The sequence below is a fragment of the Rhizobium sp. SJZ105 genome, from assembly GCF_007828365.1.
GTDB lineage: Bacteria > Pseudomonadota > Alphaproteobacteria > Rhizobiales > Rhizobiaceae > Agrobacterium > Agrobacterium tumefaciens.
Genome location: NZ_VIUP01000003.1, coordinates 486,416 through 503,400, shown reverse-complemented (window position 1 = coordinate 503,400; position 16,985 = coordinate 486,416). Strand labels below are relative to the sequence as shown.

General features: G+C 58.9%; 17 protein-coding genes. 5 read left to right on the top strand and 12 right to left on the bottom strand.

Annotation, left to right across the window (positions count from 1 at the left end; translation table 11 throughout):
- The first annotated feature begins 211 nt into the window (after positions 1–211).
- Positions 212–385, top strand: coding sequence for a hypothetical protein (locus FB593_RS27550; RefSeq protein WP_003513176.1), 174 nt, complete (start codon positions 212–214; stop codon positions 383–385).
- 150 nt (positions 386–535) lie between these two features.
- Here the strand turns inward: FB593_RS27550 and FB593_RS14470 are convergent, their stop codons facing one another.
- The 3 genes from FB593_RS14470 to FB593_RS14460 all read right to left on the bottom strand — a co-directional run bounded on the left by FB593_RS14470 (position 536) and on the right by FB593_RS14460 (position 2,549).
- Positions 536–1,414 carry a 50S ribosomal protein L11 methyltransferase gene (locus FB593_RS14470; RefSeq protein WP_003513177.1) on the bottom strand — a complete coding sequence of 293 codons (879 nt, stop codon included), beginning with the start codon at positions 1,412–1,414 and terminating at the stop codon, positions 536–538.
- Between the two features lie 95 nt (positions 1,415–1,509).
- A complete protein-coding gene (sco, locus tag FB593_RS14465; protein ID WP_003513179.1) occupies positions 1,510–2,109 on the bottom strand; it encodes a cytochrome oxidase assembly protein Sco in 600 nt (199 codons plus the stop codon).
- A gap of 143 nt (positions 2,110–2,252) precedes the next feature.
- Positions 2,253–2,549 (bottom strand): hypothetical protein, encoded by a 297-nt coding sequence (locus FB593_RS14460; RefSeq protein ID WP_236742452.1) that lies wholly within the window; start codon positions 2,547–2,549, stop codon positions 2,253–2,255.
- A gap of 85 nt (positions 2,550–2,634) precedes the next feature.
- On the opposite strand from FB593_RS14460, the gene FB593_RS14455 reads away from it, so the two are divergent.
- A complete protein-coding gene (locus FB593_RS14455) occupies positions 2,635–3,102 on the top strand; it encodes a chemotaxis protein CheW (RefSeq protein WP_003513183.1) in 468 nt (155 codons plus the stop codon).
- A 213-nt stretch (positions 3,103–3,315) separates the two neighbouring features.
- Here FB593_RS14455 and FB593_RS14450 read toward each other — a convergent pair whose 3' ends face one another.
- From FB593_RS14450 to gcvA, 3 genes are read right to left on the bottom strand one after another with little or no spacing between them, the layout of a single operon-like run.
- Complete coding sequence (locus tag FB593_RS14450) at positions 3,316–3,807, bottom strand: CreA family protein (RefSeq protein WP_003513184.1); 492 nt, start codon at positions 3,805–3,807, stop codon at positions 3,316–3,318.
- 46 nt (positions 3,808–3,853) lie between these two features.
- Positions 3,854–4,462 (bottom strand): 3'-5' exonuclease, encoded by a 609-nt coding sequence (locus tag FB593_RS14445; protein ID WP_013636498.1) that lies wholly within the window; start codon positions 4,460–4,462, stop codon positions 3,854–3,856.
- 43 nt (positions 4,463–4,505) lie between these two features.
- Entirely contained in the window at positions 4,506–5,408 is a 903-nt protein-coding gene (gcvA, locus tag FB593_RS14440; RefSeq protein WP_003513188.1) for a transcriptional regulator GcvA, read from the bottom strand.
- Positions 5,409–5,605: 197 nt separating this feature from the next.
- Here gcvA and FB593_RS14435 point away from each other — a divergent pair, with 197 nt between their 5' ends.
- Positions 5,606–6,538: a DMT family transporter gene (locus FB593_RS14435; RefSeq protein WP_025594031.1), complete on the top strand. Its 933-nt coding sequence runs from the start codon at positions 5,606–5,608 to the stop codon at positions 6,536–6,538.
- Positions 6,539–6,731: 193 nt separating this feature from the next.
- The gene (locus FB593_RS14430) at positions 6,732–7,256 is read left to right on the top strand and encodes a GNAT family N-acetyltransferase (protein ID WP_113291175.1); all 525 of its coding nucleotides are present in this window, start codon (positions 6,732–6,734) and stop codon (positions 7,254–7,256) included.
- A gap of 4 nt (positions 7,257–7,260) precedes the next feature.
- Here the strand turns inward: FB593_RS14430 and FB593_RS14425 are convergent, their stop codons facing one another.
- Together FB593_RS14425 and ligA are read right to left on the bottom strand one after the other, a co-directional pair.
- The gene (locus FB593_RS14425; protein ID WP_113472953.1) at positions 7,261–8,154 is read right to left on the bottom strand and encodes an aminoglycoside phosphotransferase family protein; all 894 of its coding nucleotides are present in this window, start codon (positions 8,152–8,154) and stop codon (positions 7,261–7,263) included.
- Between the two features lie 64 nt (positions 8,155–8,218).
- Positions 8,219–10,393 carry an NAD-dependent DNA ligase LigA gene (ligA, locus tag FB593_RS14420; protein WP_112682112.1) on the bottom strand — a complete coding sequence of 725 codons (2,175 nt, stop codon included), beginning with the start codon at positions 10,391–10,393 and terminating at the stop codon, positions 8,219–8,221.
- Between the two features lie 130 nt (positions 10,394–10,523).
- On the opposite strand from ligA, the gene FB593_RS14415 reads away from it, so the two are divergent.
- Positions 10,524–11,138, top strand: coding sequence for a LysE family translocator (locus tag FB593_RS14415; RefSeq protein WP_013636505.1), 615 nt, complete (start codon positions 10,524–10,526; stop codon positions 11,136–11,138).
- Here FB593_RS14415 and recN read toward each other — a convergent pair.
- The 4 genes from recN to ftsZ all read right to left on the bottom strand — a co-directional run bounded on the left by recN (position 11,135) and on the right by ftsZ (position 16,900).
- A complete protein-coding gene (gene recN, locus FB593_RS14410; RefSeq protein ID WP_112290509.1) occupies positions 11,135–12,808 on the bottom strand; it encodes a DNA repair protein RecN in 1,674 nt (557 codons plus the stop codon). The genes FB593_RS14415 and recN overlap by 4 nt on opposite strands.
- Before the next feature lie 15 nt (positions 12,809–12,823).
- Positions 12,824–13,690, bottom strand: a complete 867-nt coding sequence (locus FB593_RS14405) for an outer membrane protein assembly factor BamD (protein WP_003513201.1) — start codon at positions 13,688–13,690, stop codon at positions 12,824–12,826.
- A 236-nt stretch (positions 13,691–13,926) separates the two neighbouring features.
- Positions 13,927–14,883, bottom strand: coding sequence for a UDP-3-O-acyl-N-acetylglucosamine deacetylase (gene lpxC / locus FB593_RS14400; RefSeq protein ID WP_003513204.1), 957 nt, complete (start codon positions 14,881–14,883; stop codon positions 13,927–13,929).
- Positions 14,884–15,154: 271 nt separating this feature from the next.
- A complete protein-coding gene (gene ftsZ / locus FB593_RS14395) occupies positions 15,155–16,900 on the bottom strand; it encodes a cell division protein FtsZ (protein WP_003513206.1) in 1,746 nt (581 codons plus the stop codon).
- Between the last annotated feature and the right edge of the window lie 85 nt (positions 16,901–16,985).

The following is a 16,985-nucleotide window of genomic DNA, read 5'->3' as shown; positions in this document are numbered from 1 at the left end:
GCGCGCGCGCTGCCATTTACCCCAAAGGCCGAGAAAAGACGCCGCTAAATTGAGCAATTTTCCCTAAATAAGTAATATTGAAAAGCCGCAGACATGTGAAAAACGCATACCTACCTTGAGGCAGGCCCCCTAACCAAACAAAAACACATCGCTTATCTTCAAGCCAACACAGCGAGAGACACACTCTCCTGGCAAACAAGGATTTGAAGCAATGGCAAAATCTTTCCTCCGCACCGCTTTCGATCGCGTCATTGAAGCACGCGAGCGTCAGGTCAGCCGTCATGTCAACGCAGCCCTGCTCAACCTCGACGACAAGTCGCTCGAAGCGCTCGGCATGAACCGCGCCGAACTTCGCCGCACCGCAAAGTCCAGCTACGTATTCTGATCACTTCGGGCGCGGCGATCCTCCCTCCACCGCGCAGGAACAGGAATACGTCGACCCGCTTGAGCGATTCTCCTCCAATATGCTCGCGGGTTTTCAGGCGGCGCGAAAGCGCCGCCTTTTCTTTGTCCGGAAACGGATGCTGCTGAAGCGTCAGTCCTTGCGCAGATGCAGCGTGACCCAGCCATTGCGCCAGATGGTGCGGACGTGGGAGAGCCGCGCGCCATTATAGGCCGCAAGCACCTTCCAGCGCTGCGATGCGAGAATTCCCGACAGGATGACGGTGCCGCCGGGCGCCAGATGCGTGACAAGCTGCGGCGCCATCTTGATGAGCGGCCGCGCCAGAATATTGGCGATGATGAGATCGAACGGGCCGTATTTGCGGAAAGCGTCTGAGTGGAAACCCGGAGCGGTTTCAAGCGCCAGCCCGGAGACTATGCCGTTCAGCCGCACATTCTCCCTGGCAACGCGCACCGCGATGGGATCAATGTCCGTTGCGAGTACCGGAATATGGCGCATCTTGCGCACGGCAATTGCCAATACACCGCTGCCGGTGCCGAGATCGAGCGCATTGCGCACGGTCCGCGCCCGCAGAACATCCTCGATCATCTCAAGGCAGCCCGCTGTCGTGCCATGATGGCCGGTGCCGAAAGCCTGACCGGCCTCGATCTCGATGGCCAGATCGTTGGGCTTGATCTTATCGCGATCATGCGCGCCGTGAACGATGAAGCGCCCTGCCCGTACCGGTTTTAGCCCCTCGAGCGATTTGGCGATCCAGTCGATGTCGGGAACGATCTCCTTTTCGATGGCGAGGCCGGGAAAGGCGGGAGCCAGCAAGGTGTCGATGCGCTCGCGGAATTCGTCTTCCTGCTCGGCCATCAGGTAAACCGAAGCTTCCCAGATGTCGCGTTTCTCATCCACCTCGGTGGTGGCGATCGCGACATCCTCCTCGCCGAAATAGTCCGACATGAGATCGAGGATTTCACCGGCCTTGATTTCGGTCGTGGTGACGTAAAGTCGGATTTCGCTCACGGCAGGCTGCTTTCTCTAGCTAAGGTTCTTAAGGCTTGCCTTTGCCACAAAACCTCCGCCAGTCCAATAAGCCAGGCACAATTATGCCGTCTCGTTCAGCCCTTCAGCAGATTCTGGAGCTTCTGCTCGGCAACATCGGGGTTCTCGCCATAGGCGATGGTGCCGGAAAAACGACCATTGGCGTCAAGCAGGATGACGGAAGCCGTGTGATCCATGGTGTAGTCACCATTCGGATCCTTGTCATCGACCGGCACCTTCTTGGCATAGATGCGATAGCCTTTCAGCGTTTCGGCAATCTTGTCGGCCGGACCGGTGATGCCGGTGATCCGCTTCGAGACGTTGGAGACATATTGCTGCATGAGCTCAGGCGTATCGCGCTCGGGGTCTACGGATACGAAATAGGCCTGCAGCTTGTCGCCGGCTGGGTCTACCTTCTCCATCCAGCCGTTCAGCTCGAACAACGTCGTTGGGCAGACTTCCGGGCAATGGGTGAAACCGAAAAAGAGCGCTGTGGGCTTGCCCTGAAACGCCTTTTCGGTGATCGGCTGACCGTTCTGCGCCGTGAGTTCGAACGGCACGCCATAGGCCGTTTCCACCATTTCCTCACGGGTCTTCGTCATTTCGAGCGTCAACCAGCTGACGACACCGACAAGAACGACCACCACGGCCCACAATACGATGCGAATATTTCTCATTGTCCTAATCCTACCCCCGAAGGCCGGCCGCATGACGTGGGCCTCCATCGTCTGATAACGAACAGCGGTGGCGACGGCAAATCAACTGGGCGTATTTGCGTAAACCGCGCTGATTTGTCACAAAGCCGGGACGGGACGGCAGATTACAGACACCAGGCGATGCCGCTTTGCACGGCGGAGAGGAAAATATCCGTGCCGTGTCGCACCCAGCCATCGAAGGCGAGAAGCACGACGGCAAGCGAGGCCGCTACCGCAAGGCTTGCAAGAATAAACTTCAGCGGATTGGCAACGATTGCGTTCATGCGTCTGTTATAACCTGTTTGCACCAGCACGAAAACCGCCAAAATACTGGGTTTTGCGAGCGCGGCACCGCCAATTGTTAGGGAAAGTTTAAAATCTTGCTGTGCAATATGGCCATAGCGGTTTTTAAGTTCCGACATGATGTCTCCCGGTCCATTCCGGCCACCGCATAAAGCTCAATCATGCATGGGCCTGCCTAAGAGCCGCCAGAGGAAACCTGCCGTCATGTCCAACGCCATCAAGCAATCCGGCGCATATCTCGAAATCGTTTCCTTCCATCTCGGCGGTCAGGAATTCTGCATCGACATCATGGCGATCCGCGAAATCCGCGGCTGGGCACCGGTTACCCCGATGCCGCACACGCCGCCTTATGTTCTCGGCCTCATCAACCTGCGCGGCGCCGTCATCCCCGTCATCGACATGGCAGGCCGCCTCGGCATGAAAATGACCGAACCCTCCGAGCGCTCCGCCATCATCGTCACCGATATCGGCGGCAAGCTCGTGGGACTTCTCGTGGAACAGGTCTCCGACATGATGACCATCCGCTCCGAAGACCTGCAGCCCGCGCCCGACATCATTCCCGAAGAACAGCGCAACTTCTGCCGCGGCATCGTGGCGCTGGAAAAGAGCATGGTGTGCTTCCTCAACCTCGACACCGTGATTGCCGACGAGCTGGCGCGCGAAGCGGCTTAATAGAGCCGGTGGGGTTTTGATAATATAACGCGCAGGTTCCACAGCTTGCCCTGAGGGGTACGGCAGGGTCGGAAACCTCTCCTCCGTCATGCTCGGGCCTGTTCCGAGCATCTAAAACCTATCGATTTTACGATACGTGATTGTATCCTCGGGACAGGCCCGAGGATGACGTCGCGGGTGAATTATGGTGTCAGCAGTACCAAGGGCAAAGCCTCAAGGCTTGCCCTTTTCCCACGTCACCTGCTGGTTATAGAGAGGCACCGTCGAAATCGCCATCTTGGCCGAGCCATCCTTCAGCTCGCGCGCATGGACCAGATAGATCAGCGTGTCATTCGCCTTGTCGTAAACGCGACTGACGACCAGCTTCTTCCACACCAGCGACATGCCCTGCCGGAAAACCTCTTCACCGCCCTTCGACAGATCGATATCACCGATTTCGACCGGTCCCGTCTGGCTGCACGAAATGGCGTTGTTGGAAGGGTCCTCAAACCAATTGCCATTTTTCAGCCGGTCGATGACGCCACGATCGAAATAAGTGACATGGCAGGTCACGCCCTTGATCTTGGGATCGGCAATCGCCTCGATGACGATATCGTTGCCGATCCAATCGACACCGACCTTACCGACGACCTCCGAATGCGCAACCGTCACCGGAAACAACACCAGAAAGCCTGCAAACAAACCCGAGAGCGTTTTCATCGTCATCGCATGTTCTCCGTTATGCTACTTCAGACATAGGTGTGGGGAACGGTTACGCAACCCGCGAGACAACACGTTTTTTCATGCTGCAAGGCTGATAGCCCGTGGAAGTGAGACGGCCGGCAACCATGCCGATCTTTTCCGGCAGGTCGCGGATATGGTCAACGCGCAACGCCCTGGCCGCCGCAATCGATGCCGCAGCGCAGACGACAGCATCTTCGGCGGCGTTATGGTGCACGAAACGCAACTGAAGGTGATGGGCAATCACATTCAGCTTGTGCGACGCCAGCTGCGGCCAGACATGGCGGGCAATCTTGACGCTGCACAGATAGGAAAGATCAGGATAGGACTGCCGGTATTTATCGAAGGAAGCCCGCATGACGCTGAAATCGAAGGCGGCATTGTGGGCAATCATCGTGGCGCCGTGGAAATCGTCGATGAATTCCTCCATCACATCAGGGAATTCCGGCGCATCCTCTACATCGGCAGGGCGAATACCGTGCACGGCAATATTGAAGGGCGAGAACCGCATGTCCTTCGGCCGGATGAGCCGTTCCTCGACGCGAACGATCTCACCGTCTTCTATCCACGCAAGCCCGATGGAGCAGGCGCTACCCCGTTCCTCATTGGCGGTCTCGAAATCGATGGCGATGGTTTTCAAGAGTGATTCCCGTTGTTTCATTCCGGCATAGACCGGATTGGCGTCAAAGAGAACCGGCTTCGGTAGATCCCGCTTCCGCAAGCATCCAGTCAAGCAGCCTCACAAGATCGGGATTATCAAGCATGCGCCGTGGATAAACCAGGAAATAGGCAAGCGTGCTGGCAATGTCCGTGCCGAAGGGAGCTATCAGCGCTCCCTCGGCAAGTTCGCGGGAAACAAGCGATCGCCGCGTCAGCGCAACACCATGCCCGGCCTTGGCCGCATCCAGCGCGCCGTTGCTGTCGATGAACACGGTGCCCCCGGAAGCATCGACCTCTGTAGCGCCCGCCGTTTCCAGCCAGCGCCGCCACTCGTTGCGGTTTTCATCGTGCAGAAGCGGCACGCATTTCAGATCACCGGCCACCCGAAGCGGGCCATATTTTTCAAAGAGTTGTGGTGAGCAGACCGGCAAGGTGCTGTCGTCTATGAATCGGATGCTTTCCAACCCTTCATAGCGACCAAAACCGTGACGCACGGCCAGATCGACATCGTCCCTTGAGAAATCCACCAGCCGGTTCGTCACGCTGATACGAACATCCACTTGCGGATGTTGTTGCTGAAAGCCGGGCAATCTCGGCATCAGCCATTGCACCGCAAAAGTTGGCGTGCAGCTTAACGTTAAGACCGTAATCTCTGATCGCGCCGTCAGTTCCGCCGTCGCCTCGCGCATCATCCGGAATGCGGTGCGAAGGGAACCGTAATACCGCTCCCCTTCCCTCGTCAGCTGGATGCTGCGCGGCTTGCGGACAAACAGCTGCACGCCAAGGCGGGCTTCCAGCTCCCGGATTTGCAGGCTGACCGCGCCGGGGGTGACGTTCAACTCGTTGGAGGCAAGCGTGACACTGCGGTAGCGCGCCGCAGCCTCAAAGGCCTGCAATCCTTTCAAGGAAGGGAGTTCTGCAACCATGGTTTAGCTGAGCTCAATTATCCGACGAGAAACTATCGTTTGAAAACAACATAATATGAGGAGTAAATAGATGCAACGGGCGCGGACGGAACCAAGATTGCCAGACGACTGATTGAGGTAAACTCAACCGATATCGGGTGGCTGAACGTGGCGTTCTCTGTGACTATTTCAATTTTCCAGCGGTGGGAGAGACGAAGGTGGCAATACAAAAACAGATGGATGCCAGCGAATGGGGGATGCTTGTGGCGCTCTCGCTGCTGTGGGGCGGATCGTTCTTTTTCATCGGCATTGCCGTCAAGGAACTGCCGCCGGTCACCATCGTCACGCTGCGTGTCAGCCTCGCTGCCACGGCACTGCTGATCGTCTGCCGCATCATGGGCCTTCATCTGCCACGGCAATGGGCCGTATGGCGCGCCTTTTTCGGCATGGGCCTGCTCAACAATATCATTCCCTTCTGCCTGATCGTCTGGGGCCAGACCCATATTGCCAGCGGGTTGGCCTCGATCCTCAATGCGACGACGCCGCTCTTTACCGTCATCGTCGCCCATTTCCTCACAGCCGACGAGAAGATGACGGGCAACAAGCTGGCGGGTGTTCTCATCGGTTTTGCCGGCGTGGCTACGATGATCGGCCCGGCAGCCTTTGGCGGTGCGATCTCCGGCCTCTGGGGTCAGATTGCCATTCTCGGCGCAGCTATCTCCTATTCTTTCGCGGGCATATTCGGCCGCCGCTTCAAGGCCATGGGCGTGCCGCCACTGATGACCGCCACCGGCCAGATATCGTCCTCGACACTGATGCTGATCCCCGCCGCGCTCCTCATTGACAAGCCTTGGACGCTTGCCATGCCGAGCCTCGGCACCTGGGGCGCACTCATCGGTATCGCGCTCTTGTCCACGGCCCTGGCCTACCTCATCTTCTTTCGCATCCTTGCAACTGCCGGCGCCACCAATCTCGCGCTCGTCACCTTCCTCATTCCCGTCAGCGCCATCCTTCTCGGTTCGCTCATTCTCGGAGAACAGCTGGAAATCAAGCACTTCGCTGGAATGGCGATGATTGCCGCCGGCCTTGCCGCGATTGACGGCAGGCTGCCGGCAAAACTAAGAGATTTCCTGCGCAAGGCACCCGCTTGACAGTGACAGTTCGTAAAAGCATTCTCGCCATCATGATCGCTATCAAAACGACGACCACCCGCCATATGACGATGACCGGTCAACCGGCAGGGAAAGGCATGTCCGCGCACTGAGCGATCAACATCCACCCCTGCCGATAAGAGCAGGGGTGTCACGCCTGCTCCGAACGCGCCACAAGGAGACAGGCCTGAACATGAAACCAGCGGATATTACAAACAAGCCATTTGATCTGAAGGACGTTGTCCTGCGTGCGACCCGGCTTGAAGACGTCGAAGCCTTGACGGAAATGCTCAACCTTCCCGGCGTCCGGCACGGCACCCTTCGGCAGCCTTTCCAGACGATTGAAAAGACGAGAAAATCGATAGAAAACCGAGCCCCTACCGACATCGTCATCGTCGCGGAGTGGCACGGAAAACTCGTTGGTAACGCCGGATTATACCGCAGAGCGGGCAGACAGTACCATGTCGCCGATCTTGCGATGTCCGTTCACGACGATTTCGCCGGAAAGGGCGTCGGTTCAAGGCTTCTGACGGCACTCATCGACGCGGCCGACAACTGGCATGATATCCGCCGCATCGAACTGAATGTCTTCACCGACAATCTCGCCGCCCTCCGGCTCTATGAGAAACTCGGTTTCGAACGCGAGGGCACCTTGCGCAACGATGCCTATCGCGACGGCAAATATGTCGACGCCTACGTCATGGCACGTCTGCGCTGATGTTTCAGGCGGACAAATGATCGGCAATCACTTCCCGAATGGTCCGACGTGACCATTCGGCCAGTTTCTCATCACGTCCACGTTGAGCCTCAAGCGTGATCAACGCCTTCCACAGCGCCCAGCCGCGCCCGCGTTGCCATGTGGCATCGTCGAGATCCATCGCCAGGCGAAAGACGTTCCGGCTTTCGGCGTCGAGCACGTTCCATGCCAGAATGAGATCGGAAGAGGGGTCTCCGACGCCGGAACTGCCGAAGTCTATGACGGCTGAGAGGCGGCCATCTCTCACCAGCAGATTGCCTTCGGCAATATCGCCATGCACCCAAACGCCCTGGCCCTGCCAGCTGCTCGAAAGAGCAAGCTGCCATATTTCCATGGCCAGCCTCTGATCGACCTCATCGGCAAGGCGCAACGTCGCCGCCCTCGCCTCGCGGTCATAGACTGCAAGCGACCCACCGCGGTGGAAATTGTGCTCGCCCGCAATTGGACCATCCGTCGCATCGATGCCCTGCAGGGGTTTCAAAAACGCTGCTACGTCGACGGCTATTGTTGCGAGATTTATATGCCCAAGATGCAGGGCGAGAGGCTCGCCATCAAGCCAGCCATAAACGGACCATGGAAACGGATAATCTTGTCCCGGCTCACCAATCGCCAATGGCTTTGGGATCGGAAGAGACAAAAGAGGCGCAAGCTTCGGCAGCCAGCGATGCTCCTTCTCCACCTGTGCCACATAGCGGCCAGCGCTCGGCAGGCGAACGAGCATATCATCACCAAGGCGGAAGCTGCGATTATCCCAGCCGCTCAGTTCCACCGGCCTGAGATCAAGCCCCGCCCATTGCGGAAACTGGCTCGCGATCAGAGCCCGCACCTGCTGCGCCGAGATAACGATGCGGTCATCCATGTCCCGTTCCCCGTTTCAGGATAAGACCCATAGCGGCGCAAAACAACGAGGCGATGACGGTGCTTCAGCCACCGATCAGCGCCAGCCACTCGTCCTCGTCCATGGTCTGAACGCCCAGCTCCGCCGCCTTGGCAAGCTTGGAACCTGCCCCCGGCCCGGCCACCAGAATATCCGTCTTCTTCGATACGGAACCGGCCACCTTCGCGCCCAGACTTTCCGCACGGGCCTTGGCCTCGTCGCGCGTGAATTTTTCCAGAGACCCGGTAAAGACCACCGTCTTGCCCGCCACCGGGCTGCCTTCGGTCGAGGGCTTCTCGGCCTCCTTCGGCCGCAGCTCCCGTATCAGCCGGTCGATGACATCGAGATTGCGCGGTTCCTTGTAGAATTCGATGATGGCGCGCGCCACGACCTCGCCGATGCCATCGATACTGTTGAGTTCGGCCCAGGCATCGCTCGCCGGGTCGGCTGCCGCCTTCATGGCTTCCTCGAAATGCTCATAGGTGCCATAGGAACGCGCCAGAAGCTTCGCCGTGGTTTCACCGACATGACGAATGCCGAGAGCGAAGATAAGCCGATGCAGATCGATCTCGCGGCGGGCATCGATGGCATCGAACAGTTTCTTGACGCTGACCTTGCCGAAACCATCTATGTTTTCGAGCTTGGTAAGATGCGATGCCTCCTGCCGCGCCTTCAGCGTGAAAATATCAGGCGCGGTCTTGATGGAAAAGGCCGGATCCTCGCTTTCGAAGAAGAAATCGATCTGCTTGGTACCCAATCCCTCGATATCGAAGGCATTGCGCGAAACGAAATGTTTCAGATGCTCGACCGCCTGCGCCCGGCAGACGAAACCGCCGGTGCAGCGCGTGACCGAATCGAGCTTACCGGTTTTTTCGTTGCGCTCCCGCACCGCATGGCTGCCGCACACAGGACATTTCTCCGGAAACGCATATTTCACCGCCTCAGCCGGGCGCTTCTCCAGAAGCACATCCAGCACCTGCGGAATGACATCGCCTGCACGCTGCACGATGACAGTATCGCCAATGCGGATATCATGATCCTCGGGCCGAATGCGCTCGCCGCTATTGCCGATACCCTCGATGTAATCGGCATTGTGTAGCGTCGCATTGGTGACGACGACGCCGCCGACGGTAATCGGGGTGAGACGCGCAACCGGTGTCAGCGCGCCGGTGCGCCCTACCTGGATTTCAATGTTCTCGACCGTGGTGAAGGCCTGCTCGGCCGGGAACTTGTGAGCGGTGGCCCAGCGCGGGCTGCGCGAACGGAAACCAAGCCGTTCCTGAAGGTCCAGCCGGTCGACCTTGTAGACCACGCCGTCGATATCGTAATCGAGATCGGGTCGCGCGACGCCGATTTCATTATAATGTTCAAGCAATTGTTCGGCAGAGGTGAATCGCTTCATCAGCGGATTGACAGGGAAACCCCATTCCCGGAATTTCTCGACGATACCATATTGCGTGTCGGCAATCCGCGTCGGCTGGCCGCCATTGGAAACCTCGCCAAGCGCATAGGCAAAGAACCGCAGCTTGCGTTTCGCCGTCACATTGGCGTCAAGCTGGCGCAGCGAACCGGAGGCCGTGTTGCGCGGGTTCACGTAGGTCTGCTTGCCATCGGCCTCCATCTGGGCATTGAGCGCCATGAAGTCGCTCTTGGCCATATAGACCTCGCCGCGCACCTCCACCACATCGGGTACATCGGCAGGCAGCTGGTTCGGAATTTCCTTGATGGTCTTGATATTGGCGGTGACGTTCTCGCCCGTCGTGCCGTCGCCACGTGTTGCCGCCGTCTTAAGCTTGCCGTTCTCGTAGCGGATGGACATGGAAAGTCCGTCGATCTTCGGCTCGGCGGTAAAGGCAATCGAATCATCCGGCAGGTGCCCGAGGAAGCGATAGACCGAACTGACGAAATCGCGCAGATCACCTTCAGAAAACGTATTGTCGAGTGAAAGCATCGGCCGCGCATGCACGATGGGCGCGAAGGTGGGAAGCGGCGTGAAGCCGACTTTCTTCGACGGGCTGTCGGCCCGCACCAGCGCCGGGAAAGCCGCCTCTATGGCATCGTTGCGCCGCTTCAGCGCATCGTAGTCCGCGTCCGAAATTTCCGGCGCGTCCTTGCCATGATAAAGCGCATCGTGGCGGGCAAGCTCGGCTGCCAGAAATGCCAGCTCGGAAGAGGCCTCAAGCTCGGTCAGGTTTTCGACGGGAATCTGGTCTTTCGACATGGAAGAAGCCTCACGGATGAATCTGCAATGCTTTTAGCGAATTATTGGCAAACGCAAAACCATCCTCGCTTTTCAACAGGCGGTAATCCGCTATTCTGAGCATCCGGATGAAACAGAAGCCGGAGCCCCCATGGAACTCACCACCCTCATTGCCTTTGCAGCAGCCTTCTTCGTGTTCGCGGCCAGCCCCGGCCCGGACAATATGACGATCGTCGCCCGCACCATCACCCATGGTGCCGCCTCCGGCCTCGCCTATGGGGCCGGAACCGTGGCAGGAATATTGATATTCCTCACGCTTGCAGCCTTCGGCCTGTCGATCCTCGCCGCCGAAATGGGAACGGTGATGGCGGTGCTGCGCTATGGCGGCGCGGCCTATCTCATCTGGATGGGCTTCAAACTCTGGACAGCGGAACCTGTGGTTCCCGGTCTGCAACCCATGAATGGCCGCCATAGCCTTCTTTCGATATTCGCCACGGGAACCGCGCTCAATCTCGGAAATCCGAAAATGCCGCTCTTTTACGTGGCATTGTTACCGAACGTTGTCGGCGCCTCGCTGACGGTCGATCACCTTCTGGCGCTGGCATCCGTCATCGTCGTGGTGGAGGCGGTTGTGATCGGCGCTCATGTGGTTCTGGCTGTGCGGGCAAGAAAGCTGCTTCGTGAGCCAAGAATCGTCCGCAGGGTGAACCGGGCGGCGGGCGGCGTCATGATCGGCTCCGGCGTGGCGGTGGCCGTCAGCCGTTAATCCTTGGCGGCAAGCAGGCGGGCGGCGGCAGCCCTCGCCTCATCTGTCACCGAGGCACCGGCAAGCATGCGGGCGATTTCTTCGGTGCGATGTTTCGGCTCCATGGTAGCGACACGCGTGGCGATGCGCTCGGTGCCGTCGCCGGAGGGGCCTTTGGAAATGAGAAGATGTGTGGCCGCCCGCGCGGCCACCTGGGGCGCGTGGGTGACGGACAGAACCTGCACGGTTTTCGACAGACGACGCAGCCTCTGGCCAATGGCATCTGCCACAGCGCCGCCAACGCCCGTGTCGATTTCGTCGAACACCAGTGTCGGTGCCGATCCACGATCAGCCAGCGCGACTTTAAGCGCCAGCAGGAAACGGGACAATTCGCCGCCAGAAGCGACTTTCATGATCGGGCCGGGCCGCGTTCCAGGATTGGTCTGAACGTGGAATTCCACGATGTCGATACCGTCAGCCGTCGCTTGCTCCGGGTCGGAGCTGACTTCGACGGTAAAACGTGCCCGCTCCAGCTTGAGCGCCGGAAGCTCAGCCATGACAGCTTCGGAAAGCGCATTTGCCGCATTGCGGCGTTTTTCGGAAAGCGATTTGGCCGCGTGGTCGAAATCGGCTTTCACAACGCCGAGATTGGCTTCAAGTTTGCCGAGCTTTTCTTCGCCCGCATCGAGGTCGGCGAGATCCGCGACCATTTTTTCCGCAAGCGCCGGTAGATCAGGCACCGCGACATTATATTTGCGTCCGGCGGCGCGTAGCGCAAACAGCCGTTCCTCCACCCGCTCCAGCTCGCGTGGATCGAACTCGGTGCGGCGAAGTGCGGCTTCCACTTCCATCTGCGCGTTGGAAAGGCTGTCGAGCGCGGCATCCAGCAATTGCACAGTGTCTTCCAGCAATCCCGGCGCCTCGTGGCTCTTGCGTTCCAGGCGCCGCATCATGGATGCGATCATGGGCACTGGCGAGGCGTTGCCGTTCAGGAACTCGCTCGCTTCGGCGATATCACCGGCAATACGTTCGGATTTCTGCATCACCGCCCGACGTTCGGCAAGCTCCTCCTCCTCGCCGTCGCGCGGCGAGAGCACCTCAAGCTCCTCGACGGAGGAACGCAGATAGTCCGCCTCTCGGGCAGCAGCCTCAACCTTGGCACGATGGGTTTTCAATGCCCGCTCGGCGTCCTTCCATGTGCGGTAGAAACCCTGAACGGCACGGGCATCTTCGCTCAGCCCGGCAAAAGCATCCAGCAGCGTACGGTGGGCATCGGTATCGACAAGGGCGCGGTCGTCGTGCTGGCCGTGAATTTCGACCAGTAGCTGCCCCAGCTGACGCATCATCTGCACGCTGATGGCCTGATCGTTGATATAGGCCTTGGTGCGTCCGTCTGCGGATTGCACGCGGCGGAAAATCAGGTCGCCATCGTCATCCAGACCGTTTTCGCGCAGGAGATGCCGTGTGGGGTGGCTGTTCGGAACTTCGAAAGTGGCAGTGACCTGCCCCTTCTCTTCCCCGTGGCGCACCAGACCGCCATCGCCGCGGCCGCCGAGGGCCAGCGACAGGCTGTCAAGCAGAATGGATTTGCCCGCGCCCGTCTCACCCGTCAACACGGAAAGGCCCGCCTCAAAGCCGAGGTCGAGCCTTTCAATCAGAACGATGTCACGAATCGAGAGCTGGACCAGCATGGCCTATGCCCTGTCTCAGGCGCCGATAAGCTTCTTGCCGGCGCGCGAAATCCAGGACCCCTTGTTTTCACGCGGCTCCAACCCACCGCCCTTCAGCAGCTTGTAGGAATCCGCATACCATTGGCTGTCGGGATAGTTGTTGCCGAGAACGGCGGCAGCAGTCTGCGCCTCGTCGGAAAGACCCATCGCATAATAGGATTCCGTCAAACGGGCCAGCGCTTCCTCGATCTGGTTGGTGTTCTGGTATTGCTCGACGACGATACGGAAACGCGAAACGGCGGCGAGATATTCCTTGCGCTCAAGGTAATAACGGCCGACCTGCATTTCGCGGCCAGCGAGCTGGTCGCGGGCGAAACGGATTTTGGCCTGCGCGTCAGCGACATATTCCGAATCAGGGTAGTCGTTGACCACCTTGCTCATCGCCTCGACCGTGCGCTGCGCGGCGCGCTGGTCCTGCGTCACGTCGGAAATCTGCTTCGAATAGGCAAGACCGATCATGTACTGAACGTAGGCGGCATCCTTGGAGCGCGGATATTGGCGCAGGAAGCGGCTGCCCGACGCGATGGCCACGTCGTTCTTGTTGGTGCGCGTGGCGATGAAGGTCTGCATCACAAGCGCCTTCTGGCCCCATTCGGTGAAGGGATATTGCTTGTCGATCGCCTCGAACTTGCGCGAGGCCTCCGTCATGTTGCCGGCGTTCATGTTGGCAAGCCCCTGCTTGTACAGAACGTCTGGCGGATCGGTCTCGACGCCGAGCTTGGTAATGTCGATATCCGGATCGGACTGGCAGGCCGTGACGGCAACACTCGCACCGACCAACATCAACGAAACGGCGATCCCCCGCATCGTACCCTTCATTGCACCAGACCCTACATGCTTCATTCGACAGTTCCCACTTCCCGCGCAAATACATAAGCATCGGCTTTGCACTGGCGTTTCTAGCCATAAAAGCATCTGCAGGGCAACGCAATGATGATGCATTAACGCATTTTTATGGCATCGGCCCATGCAATCGCATGAATATCAGGCGGTATGACAAAACATCCCGCCCCTCATCGTGAAAAAGCCGCCCCGAAACGGAGCGGCTTTTCCTGTCAATCAATAGCCTGCAAACAAACTCAAGCGGACCAGGGTGCAAATTCCGGCATGTTGACCGGAACGAATTCGCGGGCACGTACCTGGTTGCGGGCGGCCGGAGCCTCCACGATCTCATAGGCCGAGCGGTCGCTCAGCAAAGCCTTCAGCGCGTTGGCATTGACCTTGTGGCCGCCGCGATAGGAGCGATAGCAACCGATGAACTGCGCACCGGCAAGTGCCAGGTCGCCCACGGCGTCCAGCGTCTTATGGCGAACGAATTCGTCCTTGGCATAACGCAGGCCTTCCATGTTGATGACGCTGTTGTCATCGGAGATGACAACAGAGTTTTCAAGCGAGGAGCCGAGTGCGTAACCAGCAGCCCACAGGCGCTCCACGTCACGCATGAAGCCGAAGGTGCGGGCGCGCGAAAGCTCGTTCTTGAACGTATCCGCCGTCAGGTCGCCCTTCCAGGACTGCTTGCCGATTAGCGGCGTGTCGAAGTCGATATCGACCTCGAACCGCGTGCCGTCGTAAGGGCGGAACTCCGCCCAGGACGCACCCGAATCGATGCGCACCGGCTTGATGACGCGGATATAGCGGCGCTTCACACCAAGGTTCTTGATGCCAGCCGATTCGATCGCATCGATAAATGGCGCAGAGCTGCCGTCCATGATCGGCACTTCCGGACCGTCGACCTCAACGACGAGGTTATCGAGGCCCATGGCGTAGATGGCAGCCATGACGTGCTCGACCGTTGCCACTGACTGGGATAGCGAGCGGCCGAGCACGGTGCACAGATCGGTATTGCCGACATTGGAAGACACCGCCTTCAACTCGGTTACGCTGCCATTTTCATGAAGGCGCTGAAACACGATGCCCGTTCCTGCTTCTGCGGGCTGGAACGTCATCGAAGCCGGATTGCCGGAATGCACGCCAATGCCCTTGAGCTGAACAGCATTTGCGATAGTCGTCTGAAATCCGAGCAGTCCGATAGTCATGCGTATATGCCTTGTTTTGAAAACCGCGCCGTATATTCAGCGCCGTTCAAGTTTTTCAAGCCGGTTTCAACAACCGGCGAGGTCAATGTTTTCCCTTACCCAGCCTCATACATACGCACATGAAAGTGCCAGGACAAATCACTGTTCGTTTCGGATTGTTACACGCACAAGCCATTGAAAAGATGAATTAATTTACTGTTAATAACGCACAATAAAACAAAACGCCCGGGTCGTGTGACCCGGGCGTTTGGAGAGGCGAACGGAATCGCTGTTAGTTGGACTGGCGACGCAGGAAGGCCGGAATTTCCAGCTGGTCGTCGTCATGGTGGCTTGCCGAAGAAGGCGTCGCACGACCGTGATCGTCAAGCTGGCCACGACGCGGAGCGTAGAGGCTGGCTTCCGGCGAAAGTGCGCGGCGCTGCTGCGGCGCCATGCTCGGCGCATCCATCATTTCGGAAGGAACTTCTTCCTCTTCGCGTCGGCCAAGCGAGTTGGTGATGCGCTTCAGAAGACCCATCGGACCACGCTCTTCCTGGGCTGCAGGAGCTGCGTGGGCACGGTGATCCATCTCGGCCTTCACGACCGGCGGAAAGTCTTCAACCTTCGGCATGCGGACAGGCTCGGGCTGGCGGGCAACAGGAGCCTGCTCCTGATAGACCGGAGCCTGCGGCTGCTGCAGACGCGGAGCGGCAACCTGTTCCGGCGCGTGATAGACCGGTGCCGGGGCAACCGGTGCCGGAGCAGCCTGCTGAACCGGCTGGGCCGGACGGAGAGCTGCCGGTGCTTCAGCCGGAGCGGATGCAAACAGCTTGCTCTGCGGACGGAAATCCTGAGAGGGCTGCTGGTGTGCTGCGAAACCAAGTTCACGTTCCATTTCGGCTTCCGCCGAACGGATGGTCTGGGCGATCTGGTCTACGGTCTTTGGTGCCTGCGATACTGCTTGTGCAGGCTGAACTGCGGCCGGAGCGGGAGCAACGGCCGCGGAAGGACGGATAAGCGGCTTGGCGGCTGCGGCGCGCATATCGGCAACGTTCTGTTCGCCAACGCCCGCAACGCGGTCGATGCCGGTCGCGACGACGGAGACGCGGATGAGACCTTCAAGTGCCTCGTCGAAGGTTGCGCCGAGGATGATGTTCGCATCCGGATCGACTTCTTCGCGAATACGGGTAGCCGCTTCGTCTACTTCGAACAGGGTAAGATCGCGACCGCCGGTGATGGAGATCAGGAGGCCCTGTGCGCCCTTCATCGAGGTTTCGTCGAGCAGCGGGTTGGCGATTGCCGCTTCCGCAGCCTGCATCGCACGGCCCGGACCGGAAGCTTCGCCAGTACCCATCATTGCGCGGCCCATTTCACGCATGACCGAGCGAACGTCAGCGAAGTCGAGGTTGATGAGACCTTCCTTCACCATCAGATCGGTAATGCAGGCAACGCCGGAATAGAGAACCTGGTCAGCCATGGCGAAGGCATCGGCAAAGGTCGTCTTGTCGTTGGCAATGCGGAAGAGGTTCTGGTTCGGAATGACGATCAGCGTATCGACGGACTTCTGCAGTTCCTCGATGCCCTGTTCGGCAAGACGCATGCGGCGACCGCCTTCGAAGTGGAAAGGCTTGGTAACGACGCCGACCGTCAGGATGCCCTTGTTGCGGGCAGCCTGTGCGACGACAGGTGCAGCACCGGTGCCAGTACCACCACCCATGCCGGCAGTGACGAAGCACATGTGGGTGCCGTTCAGGTGATCGATGATCTCATCGATGCATTCTTCAGCGGCGGCGCGTCCGACTTCCGGCTGGGAACCGGCACCGAGACCCTCGGTGACGTTGACGCCGAGCTGGATGACCCGGTCTGCCTTCGTCATGGTCAGAGCCTGTGCATCCGTGTTGGCGACGACGAAATCGACACCCTGGAGGCCAGCCGTGATCATGTTGTTGACAGCGTTACCGCCACCGCCGCCCACACCGAAAACAGTGATGCGTGGCTTCAGCTCGGTGATATCAGGCTTTTGCAGCTGTATCGTCATTTTACCATTCCTTCTTTCTCTGGCCGCATCGCCCCGCTGGCCGATTCTTGAAAACTCAACTTGGAAACCTCAGGCTCACGCCACG